A 15,135-nucleotide genomic window follows, 5' to 3' on the forward strand; every position below is an offset into this window, starting at 1 on the left:
GTCTCCTCCCATAGAAGGAACAAGGAGCGACGATGCCACAACAGACCAATCCACAACGTGAGGAAAGCGCCGAGCGCCTCGCCCGCCCCCTCATCCGTCTCGCGAACATGTGGGGCATCTCGACGTCGTACATCGACCAACTCGGCACCTACGTCGAAATCGAAGACGACGTCCTCGTCACGGTGCTCAAGGCACTCGGCGTCGACGCGTCGAGCGTCGAACGCATCCAAGACGCGCTCGACGCGCGCATCAAGGCGGATGCGACGTTGCTTGCGCCGCCGACGGTCGTCAAGTTCATCGGCACCGACAAAGCGGTCGAGCTGCACACGTTCAACGGCGAACCACAGGTCACACTCACGCTCGAGGACGGCACGATGAGCGGCGACAACACGTTCACGGTCGAGCGGAAAGGCGCCGAAGCCGCGCCCGACGCGGGCATCGACGTCTACGAACTGACATTGACGGACGCACTGCCAATCGGATACCACACGCTCAACGTGACCGATGGCGAACGCAGCGCGACCGCGCACATCATTTGCGCGCCCGCGCGCATCCCCGTGCCGCAGGCCGTGCAGGACCGCCATCGTTGGGGTTGGATGGCGCAGATGTATTCGGTGCGTTCCGCCGATTCGTGGGGCGTCGGCGACTACGGCGACCTCAAGGAACTCGCCGTCGACGCGGCACGGAAGTCGCACGCCGATTTCATGCTCATCAACCCGATCCACGCGACGGCGCCGATCACGCCGCTCGAACCGTCCCCGTACCTGCCGGAGTCGCGCCGTTTCCTCAACGTCACGTACATCCGTCCGCAGGACATCCCCGAATACAAGCACCTCGAAGGCGACGACTTCAACAAGGTCGAGGCGCTCCACGCGGGCGTCGCGGCCGCGAACACCGATCCGAACCCGATCGACATCAACGCCGCGTGGGACGCGAAGCGCGAGGCGCTCAAGATCGTGTTCAGGCAGGAGCGTTCGACCGACCGCCAGGCGGCGTTCGACGAGTTCCGCCAGAAGGCGGGCGAGGACCTGCGCGCGTTCGCGCTGTGGTCGGTCGCATTCCAGGTGTGGGGCGCGCCGTGGGATTCCGAGAACGATTGGTTCGCGGCCTACGACCGCCACAGCCCCGAGATCGCGCATCTCGAGGAGGAGTACGGTGACCTCTTCGAATTCGAATGCTGGCTCCAGTGGATCGCGTCCGAGCAGATCGAAGACGCGCAGAAGGCCGCGAAGGACGCCGGCATGGCGCTCGGCCTCATGCAGGACATGGCCGTCGGCGTGCACACGTACGGCTCGGACGTGTGGTGGAGCCCCGAACGTTTTGCGGTCGGCACCGTGACCGTCGGCTGCCCGCCCGATTTCTACAACCAGCAGGGCCAGGACTGGGGCCAGCCGCCGTTCGACCCGAACTTCATGGAATCGGATGGCTACAACATCTACCGGTACATGGTGCACAACATGTTCGAGCATGCGGGCGCGATCCGCATCGACCATGTGCTCGGCATGTTCCGCCTGTGGTGGATTCCGCAGGGCAAGGGCCCGCGCGGCGGCGCCTACGTCCGCTACAACTACGAGGCGATGCTCGCGATCCTGACGGTCGAGGCGTCGCGCGTCGACGGCATGGTCATCGGCGAGGACCTCGGCACCGTCCCGGATTATGTGTCGCGTATCCTCGCCGCGCATGGCGTCCTCGGCACGACGGTCGAATGGTTCGCGCGCGTCGACGATTCGCCGAACGCCGGCGACCCGTACGCGATGCCGGACACGTACCGCGAGTATTCGCTCGCGTCGGTCACGACGCACGACCTGCCGCCGACGGCCGGCTATCTGATGTATGAGCATGTCAAGCTGCGCGAGAAGCTGCATCTGCTGAGCGAACCGGTCGAGGAGTTCATGAAGTCAGCCGAAGCCGAACAGCATGCGATGCTCAAGCTCCTCGTCTCGGGCGGGTGGCTGCCGCAGGCGGCCGCCGACGACGTCCCCGGCCATCTCCAGCAGATCGTCGAGGCGATGCATGCGATGCTCAAGGACTCCCCCGCGCTCCTCATGCAGGCCGCGCTCGTCGACGGCGTCGGCGAGATGCGCACGCAGAACCAGCCGGGCACATCGACCGAGTATCCCAACTGGCGCATCCCGCTCGCGGACGCCGAAGGCCACGTCGTACCGACGGACAAGGTCTTCGATTCGCCGCGCGTGATGTCGCTCGCCGCAATCATGAACCGTTAGTTTTTCCGACCTCTCCCTGACGGTTCAGACGCGTAAGGCCTCCCCTTGGGGAGGCCTTACGCGTCTCTACATATCCCTGCACATCGTATACGGCAGCGTCATTTCTTCTTCGTCATCGTCTTCTTGTTCGTGACGTCCCACGTGTCCTCCTGCACGTGCGTCGAGAACGGCTGCCCCGTGTACTTGCGCAACACATATTCCTGGATCGGCACATGGATCGACAACATCGACCCATATCCGAGCACGACGAGCAGGAACAGCAGCTGCGGCAGCTTGAACCACAGATAGACGAAGAGACCGAAATAGACGGCGTCGACGGCGACGAGCGCGAGCGTCGCCGGGAAATACGTGACGCCGAAGATATACGCGTTCATCATCGTGCGCGTCGGGGGGTTCTCGAAACGCGCCTGAAGCGCGAACACCCATTCGAACCCGATGATCCACAGTATGGTGAGCGCGATCTTCGGAATGAGGAGCGGCGTGATCTGCAACACGATCCAGCTGTACGCGGTCGCGGCGCCGACGAGCAGATAGACGATCCACAGGATCGTCGCGCGCGCGAAATTCTCCTTGAACGCGGCGACATAGTTCTTCGTGACGTGGCCTTGTCCGATGAGCATCTTGCGCGTCGCCGTCTGCCCCGCGGACAATGCCGCGCCTATCGTCACAATCGGGATGCTCGTGACGAGCATGAGGAGGTTGATGTAGATCGCGTCCGTGAAGTTGTTCCACGCCTGCATGAATTTCGAATCCGGGGAAAGCCAGCCCATTGTCCGCTCCTGCCTGTCGCACGTGCTCCGTATGAGCTTAGTGTGCATGACCGATTTCGTACCGCGCACGCCGCGTATGACGTGGCCGCCGCGCACGACATACGCGCGCGGATACGCCGAAGGCCGGGTGCGCACGGCGCCCCCGTTCGGGAGGCGCCGGCGGCATCCGGCCCCGGCGTTGATTGATGATGGAAAGGTCAGCCCTTGACGGCGCCGCCTCCGGCCCTGCAAATACTGACCGGCCTACGGCCGGACCCAAACCCGCCCTCGCGGCACAGCCGCTCGGACCGGCACCTGAAAACAGCACACCGCGCTGTTTTCCAAGGGCTGACTCAACGTCAGCCCTTGACGGCACCGGCCATGACACCCTTGACGATGTACTTCTGGCACAGGATGTAGAAGAGGATGATCGGGATGATCGCGAGCACGAGGCACGCCATCATCGCGCCCATGTCGACGGAACCGTAACCGCCCTTGAGGTACTGGATCGACACGGAGATCGTCTTGTACTTGTTCAGGTCGAGCGTCAGGTACGGCAGCAGGTAGTCGTTCCACACCCACATCGCCTCAAGGATCGCGACCGAGATGATCGACGGCTTCATGATCGGCACGACGACCTGGAAGAAGATGCGCGGCACCGAAGCGCCATCGATCATCGCCGATTCCTCAAGCGACTGCGGGATGCCTTTCACGACGCCCGTGAAGATGAACACGGCGAGGCCGGCGCCGAAGCCAAGGTAGATGATGCACAGGCCCCACGGCGTGTTGAACCCGAGGCGGTCGGCGAGCCACGAGAGCGTGAACATGAGCATCTGGAACGGGACGATCATGTTGAACAGGAACAGGATATAGAGCGTCTTCGCGGCCCAGTTGTTGACGCGCACGATCCACCACGCGCACATCGACGTGCACAGCAGGATGAGCACGACGGAACCGACCGTCACGAGCACGGTCCACCCGAAGCTCGCGAAGAAGTTCGTCTGTTCGATGCCGCGCACATAGTTGTCCCATCCGGAGAAGGTCTCCCCGGTCGGGAACGAGAACGCGTTGTCGCTGATGTACGCCTTCTGCTTGAACGAATTGATGATGACGAGGAAGATCGGGAAGACCCACGCAATCGAGATCATCGAGAAGAACAGGGTCCACAGACCACTGTGCTTAGCCTTTTCGCCGTTCATGCCTCGACCTCCTTGGACGTGGTGAGCTTGTTCTGCAGCAGCGAGACGACCGCCACGAGGATGAAGAAGAGCACGGCCTTCGCCTGGCCGACGCCTTCGAATCCGACACGTCCGTAGAACGTGTTCGTGATGTTGAGCGCGAGGCCTTCCGACATGCGGTTCGGCGCGCCGTTCGTCAATGCGAGGTTCTGGTCGAAGAGCTTGAAGCCGTTCGTGACCGTCAGGAACGAGCACACGGTGATCGACGGCATCATGAGCGGGATGATGATCTTGAACATCGTCTGACGGCCATTCGCGCCGTCGACGGACGCAGCTTCGAGCACGTCGGTCGGCAGCGACTGCATGCCCGCGATGTAGATGATCATCATATAGCCGATCTGCTGCCAGCATACAAGGATGACGAGGCCCCAGAATCCGTATTTCTGGTCGAACGTGAGCGACTTCGACCAATGCGCGAGCACGCCGTTGAGCAGCAGCATCCAGATGTAACCGAGGATGATGCCGCCGATGAGGTTCGGCATGAAGAAGACCGAACGGAACAGGTTGGATCCACGGATCGATTTCGTCAGCATGTACGCGATCGCGAACGCGACGACGTTGATGACGACCGTCGTGACGATCGTGAGCAGCGTCGAGAACAGCAGCGAGTGCAGGAACGTCTTGTCATGCAGCGCTTTCACATAGTTCTCGAACCCGACGAAACGCGCATCGGTGACCGTTGTGAACTCACAGAAGCTCAAGTACACGCCGTAGATGAACGGCACAACGAAACCGATGATGAATGCGGCGAATGTCGGAAGTACAAATAACGCCCACCATCGGCGTATCGCCTTACCGGCCATACTGATCATAGTATGCCTACTTTCCTCGTTCTTTCCTGTGCATACTCCTGCGTATGCGCCCTCTACGACCGTCCGGGGCGGCGGCGTCGGTGCTGACGCGCGCACCGTCGGCGGTGCGGATGACAGTGTCCACTGTAACAGCGATGCCAAGTACTGTCAAACGTTTACATTTTTGCGTGTTTCGATAGGAATTGCCAACCGTCAGCAGTTCGCGGTATATCGACGCAAATCGCTGGAAGTTCGCCATTTCACACAAAACATGGTATGATGAAAACGTTTGTGGAATGCAGATTGCACAAACGTTTGCATACCACCTGCCCATTCTTCAATGACGAAGGAGATGAGATGAGCACGAGCATCCAGGACGTCGCCCGCGTCGCCAACGTATCCATCTCCACGGTTTCGCGTTCCTTCACACGCCCCGAGCTGGTTTCGAAAGCCACGCGCGAGAAGGTCCTGCGCATCGCGGAGGAACTGAACTTCTCGACCTCGCGTTCCGCGGTCGCGCTCAAGACGGGGCGCTCGCTGCGCATCGCGCTCCTCGTGAGCGACCATCTGCGCCTGTGGTTCAGCGCCTCCGTCATCGAAGGACTCAACCAGGTGCTCCACGCGGAGGGCTACGACCTGTCGATATTCCAGATCTCGAGCATCGAGGAGCGCAAGGAGTTCTTCGAGATGCTGCCTGTGCGCCGCAACGCCGACGCCGTCATCGTCGTCTCCTTCGACATCGACAGTCAGGAGATCGCCCAACTCAACTCGATCCATGTGCCGATCATCGGCATCAATTCCGTACTGCCGCAGGAACGCGGCTTCTCCGCATCCGTCAATATCGACGACGAACAGGGGTCGATCCTCGCGGCGCGCCACCTCATCGCACTCGGGCACCGCGACATCGCGTACGTGCGCGCCGACCGCGACGTCTCGCTGCATTTCAGCGTGCAGCAGCGCTTCGATTCGTTCATGGAATGCTGCAGCCATGCCGGCATCGCACCGCACGTCATCGTCGCGGACGAATCGGACAACCGCATCGCACAAGTCGTCACCCAATTGTTCAGCCTTGAGCACATGCCGACGGCGGTCGCGTGTCAGGAGGACGGCATCGCGATCCCACTCATCTTCCAACTCATGCGTGCGGGCTTCTCGGTCCCCGGGCAGATCTCGGTCATCGGATATGACAACAGCACCTATGCGAACGACATCGGCCTGACGACGATCGGGCAGGAACCGGTGCAGATGGCGCGCAAGGCCGCCGATATGACGCTCGCGCTCATCGACGGCGAAACCCCCGAGCAGCTGTATGTGACGGAACCGGCGCAGCTCATCATCCGTTCGTCGACGGGACCGGTCCCGCAGCACAACTGAGTGCACCCCTTCGTATGCTCTCTCCCTTTCCCATGGCTGTTTCCGCCGGCACCGCCCCCGGGAGCGGCCATTATTCATCTCCTGGTGGCCGTACCCCGCGGCGCTGCCGCAGCCGACAGCCGCCATTCTTCTCTCAGCAGCCGCATCCGGCGGCACCACCGCAGCACACAGCTGCCCCCCCACAACCAAAAAGGGTGGGGCTCCGTTGTGCGGTGCCCCACCCTAGGAAGAAATCCAGAGGAAGAAAAGGAATTATCACATATTCAGTTATCGATGTTCAGTTATCCGACGGCAACCATCGTATCCATCCCGTCGCGCCGTGTGTGGATGCCTCAGCCGCGTCAGCGGCGTCGGCATCCACGGATTGCAGAGAGTCACGGACGACGGAACGGAACCGGATCAGCCGACTCAGTGGGTCGCCTGATATTCGGTCGCCCAGTTGTTGACGAACGCGTCGACGACGGCGTTCCAGTCACCGGTGCCCTGCGCGTAGGCGAGCATCGCCTGGCCGAGGACGTTCTTGTACTCTTCGGACGGCATCATCGAGAAGTCCCAGGCGACCTGCGTGAGCTCCTTGTTCTGGATGCTCGCGTTCGCGTCGGCGATGAGCGGGTTCGTCGTCTTGACGTCGTTGAACGTCGAGAACGGCGTCGTGAAGCCCATGTCCTCGCTCATTGACTTCTTGCCCTCATCGGACGAGATGACCCACTCGAGGAAGTCCGCGGAGGCCTTCTGGTCGGCCTCGGACGCCTTCGAGTTGATGCACCAGTAGTTCTCGGAACCGGTCGCAAGGCCTTCGGTCTTGTCGTCGACGCCGATGTAGATCGGGAGCATGCCGACCGAGGAGTCCTTCATGCCGGCCTTCTGCAGGTCGCTCCACGCCCACGTGCCGTTCTGGTAGAACGCGGCCTTGCCGAGCGCGAACTCGGAATTCGCGTCGTCGCCGGTCTTCGAGCTCAGCTGGGTCTTCTCAGTCGTCGAATCGGTGATGTACAGGTCGAAGATGTTCTTGAAGTTGTCCATGTACATGTCCTTGATGGACGCCGGCGGAGCGGTGATGTCGTCCTTCTTGAACTGGTAGTACAGCGGGATGTTCGCGAGGTGCGTCTTGAAGCGCCAGTCGGAGCTGGAATCGAAGCCGGCCGACGTGAACGCGCCCTCGATGCCGAGGTCCTTCTTGCGCTTCTGCATGTCGTCGGCGACCTTCTTGAGCGTGTCGAAGTCCTTGATCTCGTCCGCGGACTTGATGACCGCGCCGTCGAGCGCGGTGTACTTCGCGACGATGTCCTTGTTGTAGATGATGCCGTAGGACTCGATGACGTACGGGACGCCGACGATCTTGTCGCCGTCGGTGAGCGCGAGGCTCTGGTCGTTCATGTCCTTGTAGATCGCGGTGTCCTTGAGATCCGCGGTGTAGCCCTTCCAGCTCTGGTAGCCGACCGGGCCGTTGACCTGGAAGATCGTCGGGGCTTCGCTCTTCGCGAGTTCCGACTTGAGCTGCTGCTCATAGGTGCCCGACGCCGCCGTCTGGACCTTGACCTTGACACCCTTCTCCTTCTCATACTTCGCCGCGAGCGCAGTCCACTGGTCCGCCGCTTCCGGCTTGAAGTTCAGGAAGTAGACGCTGCCCTTGCCGTCCGAGGAGCCCGAGTTTCCGCCACCGCACGCGGCGAGCGGCACGACCATAGCGGCCGCGGCGAGCAATCCTACGGTTGTCTTCATCGTACGATTCATCTTCGAACCTTTCTCTGTACGCCCTGACGGGCGCTGCACACAGGGTGCACGTTAAGAAGTCTCTTTCCTCGACAACTTCTTTCAGTGACTATTGTGCACCATAACTGCAAAAAGTGCAAACGTAGGCACGCCGAACGCGCGCATTCGCGCATCGATTTCGCGGTTCGGATATCGAGAAATCCTATGATTCCAGCGTTTCACAACGTTTCTCGACATATGAAAGCGTTTGCTAACGACATGCCGACAATTGACAAGTTCGCGTACTGCCGACAGCGTACGCGAACCGCGCGCACCACCCAACACGCGCACCATCACTCCATTCGCAATTTCTTTACGTAGGAATATAATTATGCGAGCATCGCCGCAGGCTTATGCTACGAGCTGCATAACGACGTGCGCCGCGCCCCGCACACTACACAACGGCGGCACAGGCGCGCGCGATTGTGAAAGGAACGTCATGACGCTCAACAATACGCACGACGACTGGTGGAAGCAGGCCGTCGTCTACCAGATCTACCCCCGCAGCTTCCGCGACGTGAACGGCGACGGTCTCGGCGACGTCGCCGGCATAACCGCGCAGATGGGCTACATCAAGGAACTCGGCGTCGACGCGCTGTGGCTCTCGCCGTTCTACCCTTCCGAACTCGCCGACGGCGGCTACGACGTCATCGACTACCGCAACGTCGATCCGCGCCTTGGCACGCTCGATGATTTCGACACGATGGTGACGGCCGCGCACGAAGCGGGACTCAAGATCATCGTCGACATCGTCCCGAACCACACATCGAACATGCACCCGTGGTTCCAGGCCGCGCTCGCCGCCGCACCCGGTTCGCCCGAACGCGACCGGTACATCTTCCGCCACGGCGAGGGCGAACACGGCGAACTGCCGCCGAACGACTGGCAGTCGCTTTTCGGTGGCCCCGCGTGGGAAGCCGTCGGCGACGGCGAATGGTACCTCCATCTGTTCACGAAGGAACAGCCGGACCTCAATTGGAAGAACAACGACGTGCACGAGGACTTCAAGCGCACGCTGCGGTTCTGGTCCGACCGGGGCGTCAACGGATTCCGCATCGACGTCGCCCACGGGCTCGCGAAGGACCTCGATTCCCGCCCGCTCAAGGAGCTCGAACGATGGACCGTCGCGAACGACCAGTCCATCACGGGCGAACATCCGCTGTGGGACCGTCCCGAAGTGCATGACATCTACCGCGAATGGAACCGCGTCTTCAACGAATACGACCCGCCGCGGTTCGCCGTCGCCGAAGCGTGGGTCGTCCCGGAACACCAGCATCTGTACGCGTCCGAACAGGAGCTCGGCCAGGTTTTCAACTTCGAGTTCGCGAAGGCCGACTGGTTCGCCGACGAATTCCGCACCGCAATCCTCGAGGGGCTTTCGAGCGCGGACGAATCGAAGTCGACGACGACGTGGGTCATGAGCAACCACGACGTCTGCCGCCACGCAAGCCGCTACGGGCTGCCGCAGGTGCGCACGAACGGGTACCACATCCTCGCGAACGATTGGCTGCTGCGTTCCGGGGAAACCTACCCCGAGGACCGCGAGCGCGGCGCGCGCCGCGCACGTGCCGCGATCCTGATGGAGCTTGGGCTCCCCGGTTCCGTCTACGTGTACCAAGGTGAGGAGCTTGGGCTTCCCGAGGTCCCGAACATCCCGTGGGACCGTCTGGAGGACCCCGTCGCGTTCAACACCGACCACGGTGGAGCGCAGAAGGGGCGCGACGGCTGCCGCGTGCCGCTCCCGTGGCGCGCCGCGGACATGCCGCGCGCGGCCGCGTGGGATCCCGCGTTCGGCACGGGCGCGTCCTTCGGGTTCTCCGACGCAAAACCCGACGGTTCCGCCGCCGACGATCCGCATCTCCCACAGCCGTTGTGGTACGCCGATTTCGCGGCCGACACCGAGGACGCCGACGACGCGTCGATGCTCAACCTGTACCGCCGCGCGCTGCATTGGCGCCAGAACCATCTGACGCCGACCGGGGACCTTTCGCTCGCATGGCTTGATGACGACGTCCTCGACCCCGGCGAGTCCGACGTCATCGCGTACGCGCGCCCCGTCGCCGATGGTGACGGCGGCCGTTTCGCGTGTATCGTGAACTTCGGCCCCACACCCGTCGAACTGCCGCACGGCGACATCGTCCTGCGTTCGACGCCGTTCGACGGCTATTCGCTACCTGTCGACGCCGCCATCTGGATGCGCATCTGACGCGAGACCGCAGTCCCGTTCAGACGTTCCACTTCCAGATCACACGGTCGCCTTTATAGACCGACAACGCGCAGATATGGGCGGTATCGAGTTTGAGATGCCGCCCGAAGCGCGGTTCGACGCCAAGCCACTGCGTCGTCAGGATACGCAGGATGTGCGCGTGCGCGACGCACAGCACGTCGCGGCCGGCCGCGAGCGCCGGCATGACCTGGTCGATGACGCGGCGCGCGCGTGTGGCCGCGTCATCGACCGTCTCCCCCGGACCGTTGACGATCGTGATCTCCTCACCATCCGGGAAGACCTCGACGCGTTCACCCGCAAGATGCGCGGCGAGCGACGTCGGACCATCCGCCCACACATCCCATTCCTCACCCAACGCGGCGAACAGTTCCTCACGGGTGCGCCCTTCCGCGCGCCCGTAATCCCACTCCTCAAGATCGGACATCAGCATAGGCGACGCGAACCCGGCTTCGTGCGCCGTCGTCACCGCGCGCCGCAGATCGGAACTATAGACGTCGCCATCGGCGAACCCATCCGGGAACAACGTGTGCAGCCGTTCGCCCGCGTCACGCGCCTGCCGCACGCCGACATCGGTGAGTGGGATGTTCGTACGCCCTGTGTATTGTCCCGATTCGCTCCAGCGCGTCTGCCCATGCCGCAGCAACACGAGTGTGCCGTACCGCCGCGCGTTGTCATTCATCGTCGAATTCTGCATATCCACTACTGTAGCGTGTCACGTGAAGAACACGGCGGCCCATCATGTTCGCGCAGCACAAGCATCGGCGATACGCGGCGCACGATGGCATACACTGGGCAGTATGAAGAAGCACAACGAAGCGTCAACGGACGCGGACGTCAAACTCGCGGCCGCGTCGAACGCGATCGCCGACGAGCGCAAGCACGACCTCGACGGGACGACCGCGAAGACGGTCGCCCAACTCAACAAAGCGAACGCGAAGGTCACGAAATTGCGCGAGGAGCGCATCGCCGACCCGGACACCCTCGGCGACAAGGTGTTCCGTATGGCGTTCCCGGCCGTCGTAGGCCTCGTCGGCGGCAAGATATTCAGCTCCGTGTGGAACCTCGTCACCGCGAAGATCCATCCAAGTCCCGACGACGACGAACAGGACCGCCAACAGGGGCTCATCATGAGCATGCTGTTCGCGGCGGCGTCGGCGGCGTTCGGCACACTGCTCACAAGCGTCTCCACGAAAGGCGTGCAGAAGATCATCGCGGGTATGCAGGCGCGGCGCCGCCGCTGAACGCGTACACAGGCGTATGCGTGACTTGTGCGTGCGGCCGCTTGTGCCGTAAGCACGACAGTGGCGTACACGGCCGGCGGCACGGCATAATGGACGGTATGACAGCACTACTGCATAACGAAACCATCGATGTCCTGCTCAATCGTCGCTCGATTCGCGCATTCCGCGACGAACCACTCTCCGAGGAAACGGTCGCGACGATCGAGACGGCCGCGCAACACGCCGCGTCAAGCCAATACCTCAATGATTGGTCGGTCATCCGTGTGACCGACCAGGAACGCAAGGACGCGCTCGCCGAGATCGGCGGACAACCATACATCGCGACGGCGCCCGCGCTCTACGTGTTCGTCCTCGACGAATACCGCAACATGGTCATCGCACGCGAACAAGGCGTCGACGTCGACGGCGACGCGTTCACGCTCAAGAACAGCTACCGTTTCTCACAGGCGCAGAACGACGCCGTTCTCGCGCTCCACGCGATGGAGACGGCAGCCGAATCCCTCGGACTCGGCTGCGTCATCCTCGGATCGATCCTCAACGACATCCCACGTCTCATCGAACTGTTCGAACTGCCGAAGTACACGTATCCCGTCCTCGGCATCGCGATCGGCAAACCGGCGCAGGAGCCTGCGCTCAAGCCACGCATGGGACGCGGCCTGCAGTTCTTCGACGACGTCTACAACAGCGATCCCGCATTCGTCACGCGCAACATCGCCGTGTTCAACGACGAAGTGCACACATACCACGACCTGCGCGATCCGAACACACCCGTGCCGACGTACGATGTGCAGACCGCGAACAAAGCGACCGATACGAGCGTGCTCGAACGCGGTTTCGACCACGCCGCCGCACAGGGCTTCGATCTCGACCACTGATGCGCGTGCGGCGCCACATATGCGCCGCATGTGCGCCGCTGTGTCGCGACATAGGAAAAAGATAGTGAGGATGCAAGCTGCGTCACCGATAGCGCGGCTTGTATCCTTTTTTTCGTGAATACGGCTTACGGGAGCCTTTCTGGCTTATCCGCACCACGTTGAGCTGGGGATTGCGGTGGGTGAGGTGCCACATGCCGCAGAAATCACAACGATACACCCACAGTTCCGTACCGCGTTCGATACGGCTGTCCTCCGCCGCCTGCAACGCCTTGACCTTGTCGTGGTACATGATCTTGTTCGTCGTCGCGCAACGTTTGGGTGTGAAGTAGTGCATGCCCACATCATAAGTTCGCCTCTACGACGACGATGTGGTGGGCGGCGGGCGGTGGGTGCGGTGTGCGGTGTGTGCTGATGCGCGACGGTGGCCCGGCGTCTGCGTCGTGCAGCGCCGCAGTTTGCGCGAACGCACGACGCTGATGCGCCGCTTCCGTCGTACGACGCCGCAGTTTGCGCGAACGCGCGACGATGGGATGCCGCCAGCGTCGTGCGGTGCCGCAATCTGCGGTGGCGGTGGTCACGGGCGCTGTGTGTGCGTCGTGCGATACCGCGGTGTGTGCGAACTCGCGACGGCGGCACGGTGTGTGCGTCGTGCGATACCGCGATCTGTGCGGATGCGCGACGGTAAGGCGGCGTCCGCGTCGCGCGGTGCCGGGATTGCGGCATCGCGCGTCGGTGGGACGCCGTACGCGTCGTGCGGTGACGTGGCATGTGCGGACGCGCGACGATGGGATGCCGTCAGCGTCGTGCGGTACCGCGGAGGGCGGTGTGGGTGGACGCGCGCGTCGTGTTCGCGTCGTGCGGTGCCGCAATGTATGGGGACGATGGTCGTTCCGACGACCGTTTGCGTGTCGCGCGGCGCCACAGGATGTGCGGGGGCGCGCCGGTGGCGCGATATCCGCGTCGCGCGGTGCCGCAGTTTTTTTTGGGGGGGGGGATACGCGCGATGGTGTCGCGACATCCGCGTCGTGCGGTGCCGTGGCATGTGCGGGGGCGCGTCGGTGGTGCGGTGCCGGTGACGTGCGATACCGCGGCAGGTGTGGACGCGCGCCGAGGGGATGCCGCCTGCGTCTCGCGGTGCCGTGGGATGCGGAAAAGCTCGACGGTGGCGTGACGCAGGCGTCGTGCGGTGCCGCGGTTTGTGCGGGTGCGCGACGCTGGCACGGCGCCAACGTCGTGTTGTACCGCGGGATTGCGGTGACGCGCGATGCTGGGACGGTGCCGGTGTCGTGCGGTGCCGTGGCATGGGAGGAGCCGCGATGGTGGCGCGATATCCGCGTCGCGCGGCGCCGGGGGTGCGGTGCCGCCGGCCGCTTCGGTCGGTTGTGGCCGTGTGTGCCACCGCCCGCACGGAATACGGACGCGGCGGTGTGGTTTTGTGGCCGGTTTGTCCATCGGGTGCACGGAAGGTGGTCGCTGCGTGGGTTGGTTGCGGCCGTGTCCGCCACCGGGTGCACGGATCGTGGACGCGGAAGGGCCTGGTTGTGGCCGGTGCCGCCACCGTTCGCACGGGAAACGGACGCGGGGCCTGGGGGTTGCGCACGGTTTGCCCTCCGGTGGTGGCCGTGGTCGTTGCGGGGCCTGCTTCCGTGGCCGTCGTGTGCCGCCGCGATGTGAGCCATGGAGTGTGCCGTGGCGCGGGATATCCCGCAGGCCGGTACGTCTGCGGTCCTGTCACCGTACCACGGTGCGTGATTCTCCGCAGGGTGGTATGCCTGGACCCGTGTAAGCGTACCGTGGTGCGGGATATGCCGCGGTCCGGTACGCTGCGGTGCCTCTGGGCGTGCCAAGGTGCGTGGTTTCCCGCAGGATGGTACGCTTGGCCCCCTCGTCAGCGTACCGCAGTGCGTGATCCTGCGCGGCCCGGTACGCTACGTCCCCGGTCGGCGTGCCGTGGGGCGGGGTATAACCGCGGTCCGGTATGCTACGGCGCCCGTGGGCGTGCCATGGCGCGTGGTTTCCCGCAGGCCGGTACGCTTGGGGCCGTGCCGGCGTGCCATGGCGGGCGGGTGCCGGTGTCGGGTATGCGACGGCCCCCGGCGGGCGCCGTGGTTGGTGCCCGCCGGGGGTCGGGTATGCGGAAAAGCCCCGGCGCCACTTGTGTGGTGTCGGGGCTTTCCCTTGACGTGTTGGTGCGGCGGCGTGCTACTCTCCCACATCCTGTCGGGTGCAGTACCATCGCCGTGCCAGGTCTTAGCTTCCGGGTTCGGAATGGGTCCGGGCGTCTCCCCTGGGCCATGGCCGCCGCAAGTCTTCAATTCTCCGGGACCCCCCTTGTGTGGTTGGGGGTCCTGGTGGTTGTTTGGGGACCGGATGGTGGACGCGTCGCGTGTTCGTATGCGTGTGTCGTGTGTTCGCGCAGGTGTTTCGTGTTGATGCTTGTATCGTGTGTGTCCGATGGGTCGTGTGTCCCGATCGTGTTGGTTCCAACCGTGGTGCCGGTGTTGGTCGTGTTCGACCGTTAGTGCCGGTCGGCTCCACCGCTCGCGCGGCTTCCACGTCCGGTCTATCGACCACATGTTCTCGTGTGGGGTCTCACACACCCCCGGAAGGGGTGTCAGGAATCCTTATCTTGGAGCGGGCTTCCCGCTTAGATGCTTTCAGCG

At 63.2% G+C, this 15,135-nt stretch carries 11 protein-coding genes and 2 rRNA genes; 5 read left to right on the forward strand and 8 right to left on the reverse strand.

All coding sequences use genetic code 11. The annotated features are described in order from the left end of the window. Positions 1-32 precede the first annotated feature (32 nt). A complete protein-coding gene (malQ, locus tag B1526_RS01265) occupies positions 33-2,225 on the forward strand; it encodes a 4-alpha-glucanotransferase (RefSeq protein ID WP_095614325.1) in 2,193 nt (730 codons plus the stop codon). Positions 2,226-2,323: 98 nt separating this feature from the next. Here the strand turns inward: malQ and B1526_RS01270 are convergent, their stop codons facing one another. The 3 genes from B1526_RS01270 to B1526_RS01280 all read right to left on the reverse strand — a co-directional run bounded on the left by B1526_RS01270 (position 2,324) and on the right by B1526_RS01280 (position 5,024). Beyond that, entirely contained in the window at positions 2,324-2,995 is a 672-nt protein-coding gene (locus tag B1526_RS01270; RefSeq protein WP_095614326.1) for a YesL family protein, read from the reverse strand. A gap of 338 nt (positions 2,996-3,333) precedes the next feature. Next, positions 3,334-4,173: a carbohydrate ABC transporter permease gene (locus B1526_RS01275; RefSeq protein WP_095614327.1), complete on the reverse strand. Its 840-nt coding sequence runs from the start codon at positions 4,171-4,173 to the stop codon at positions 3,334-3,336. Beyond that, positions 4,170-5,024 carry a carbohydrate ABC transporter permease gene (locus B1526_RS01280; protein WP_095614328.1) on the reverse strand — a complete coding sequence of 285 codons (855 nt, stop codon included), beginning with the start codon at positions 5,022-5,024 and terminating at the stop codon, positions 4,170-4,172. The genes B1526_RS01275 and B1526_RS01280 overlap by 4 nt, the downstream gene beginning before the upstream one ends. Before the next feature lie 336 nt (positions 5,025-5,360). Between B1526_RS01280 and B1526_RS01285 the strand changes: the two genes are divergently transcribed. Then, the gene (locus B1526_RS01285; protein WP_095614329.1) at positions 5,361-6,377 is read left to right on the forward strand and encodes a LacI family DNA-binding transcriptional regulator; all 1,017 of its coding nucleotides are present in this window, start codon (positions 5,361-5,363) and stop codon (positions 6,375-6,377) included. Between the two features lie 408 nt (positions 6,378-6,785). On the opposite strand, the gene B1526_RS01290 is transcribed toward B1526_RS01285, so the two are convergent. Further along, positions 6,786-8,111 carry an ABC transporter substrate-binding protein gene (locus B1526_RS01290; RefSeq protein WP_095614330.1) on the reverse strand — a complete coding sequence of 442 codons (1,326 nt, stop codon included), beginning with the start codon at positions 8,109-8,111 and terminating at the stop codon, positions 6,786-6,788. Positions 8,112-8,568: 457 nt separating this feature from the next. Between B1526_RS01290 and B1526_RS01295 the strand changes: the two genes are divergently transcribed. Continuing rightward, on the forward strand, positions 8,569-10,335 hold the full coding sequence (locus B1526_RS01295; RefSeq protein ID WP_095614331.1) for a glycoside hydrolase family 13 protein: 1,767 nt from the start codon (positions 8,569-8,571) through the stop codon (positions 10,333-10,335). A 19-nt stretch (positions 10,336-10,354) separates the two neighbouring features. Here the strand turns inward: B1526_RS01295 and B1526_RS01300 are convergent, their stop codons facing one another. Beyond that, entirely contained in the window at positions 10,355-11,050 is a 696-nt protein-coding gene (locus B1526_RS01300; RefSeq protein ID WP_162287914.1) for a histidine phosphatase family protein, read from the reverse strand. 103 nt (positions 11,051-11,153) lie between these two features. On the opposite strand from B1526_RS01300, the gene B1526_RS01305 reads away from it, so the two are divergent. Together B1526_RS01305 and B1526_RS01310 are read left to right on the forward strand one after the other, a co-directional pair. Next, positions 11,154-11,597 carry a DUF4235 domain-containing protein gene (locus tag B1526_RS01305; RefSeq protein WP_095614332.1) on the forward strand — a complete coding sequence of 148 codons (444 nt, stop codon included), beginning with the start codon at positions 11,154-11,156 and terminating at the stop codon, positions 11,595-11,597. 98 nt (positions 11,598-11,695) lie between these two features. Continuing rightward, a complete protein-coding gene (locus tag B1526_RS01310) occupies positions 11,696-12,472 on the forward strand; it encodes a nitroreductase family protein (RefSeq protein ID WP_095614333.1) in 777 nt (258 codons plus the stop codon). 82 nt (positions 12,473-12,554) lie between these two features. On the opposite strand, the gene B1526_RS01315 is transcribed toward B1526_RS01310, so the two are convergent. The 3 genes from B1526_RS01315 to B1526_RS01330 all read right to left on the reverse strand — a co-directional run. After that, positions 12,555-12,806: a hypothetical protein gene (locus B1526_RS01315; RefSeq protein WP_095614334.1), complete on the reverse strand. Its 252-nt coding sequence runs from the start codon at positions 12,804-12,806 to the stop codon at positions 12,555-12,557. A 1,855-nt stretch (positions 12,807-14,661) separates the two neighbouring features. After that, positions 14,662-14,778, reverse strand: a 5S ribosomal RNA gene (gene rrf / locus B1526_RS01325). Positions 14,779-14,970: 192 nt separating this feature from the next. Then, positions 14,971-15,135, reverse strand: a 23S ribosomal RNA gene (locus B1526_RS01330); the annotation flags it as partial.

The sequence above is a fragment of the Bifidobacterium criceti genome (assembly GCF_002286935.1).
GTDB lineage: Bacteria > Actinomycetota > Actinomycetes > Actinomycetales > Bifidobacteriaceae > Bifidobacterium > Bifidobacterium criceti.

Excerpts from the sequence above, each read along its gene's own strand:
- B1526_RS01270 (WP_095614326.1), bottom strand. The coding sequence starts at position 2,995 with ATGGGCTGGCTTTCCCCGGATTCGAAATTCATGCAGGCGTGGAACAAC.
- B1526_RS01305 (WP_095614332.1), top strand. The coding sequence starts at position 11,154 with ATGAAGAAGCACAACGAAGCGTCAACGGACGCGGACGTCAAACTCGCG.
- B1526_RS01275 (WP_095614327.1), bottom strand. The coding sequence starts at position 4,173 with ATGAACGGCGAAAAGGCTAAGCACAGTGGTCTGTGGACCCTGTTCTTC.
- malQ (WP_095614325.1), top strand. The coding sequence starts at position 33 with ATGCCACAACAGACCAATCCACAACGTGAGGAAAGCGCCGAGCGCCTC.
- B1526_RS01300 (WP_162287914.1), bottom strand. The coding sequence starts at position 11,050 with ATGCAGAATTCGACGATGAATGACAACGCGCGGCGGTACGGCACACTC.
- B1526_RS01310 (WP_095614333.1), top strand. The coding sequence starts at position 11,696 with ATGACAGCACTACTGCATAACGAAACCATCGATGTCCTGCTCAATCGT.
- B1526_RS01295 (WP_095614331.1), top strand. The coding sequence starts at position 8,569 with ATGACGCTCAACAATACGCACGACGACTGGTGGAAGCAGGCCGTCGTC.
- B1526_RS01285 (WP_095614329.1), top strand. The coding sequence starts at position 5,361 with ATGAGCACGAGCATCCAGGACGTCGCCCGCGTCGCCAACGTATCCATC.
- B1526_RS01290 (WP_095614330.1), bottom strand. The coding sequence starts at position 8,111 with ATGAATCGTACGATGAAGACAACCGTAGGATTGCTCGCCGCGGCCGCT.
- B1526_RS01315 (WP_095614334.1), bottom strand. The coding sequence starts at position 12,806 with ATGCACTACTTCACACCCAAACGTTGCGCGACGACGAACAAGATCATG.
- B1526_RS01280 (WP_095614328.1), bottom strand. The coding sequence starts at position 5,024 with ATGATCAGTATGGCCGGTAAGGCGATACGCCGATGGTGGGCGTTATTT.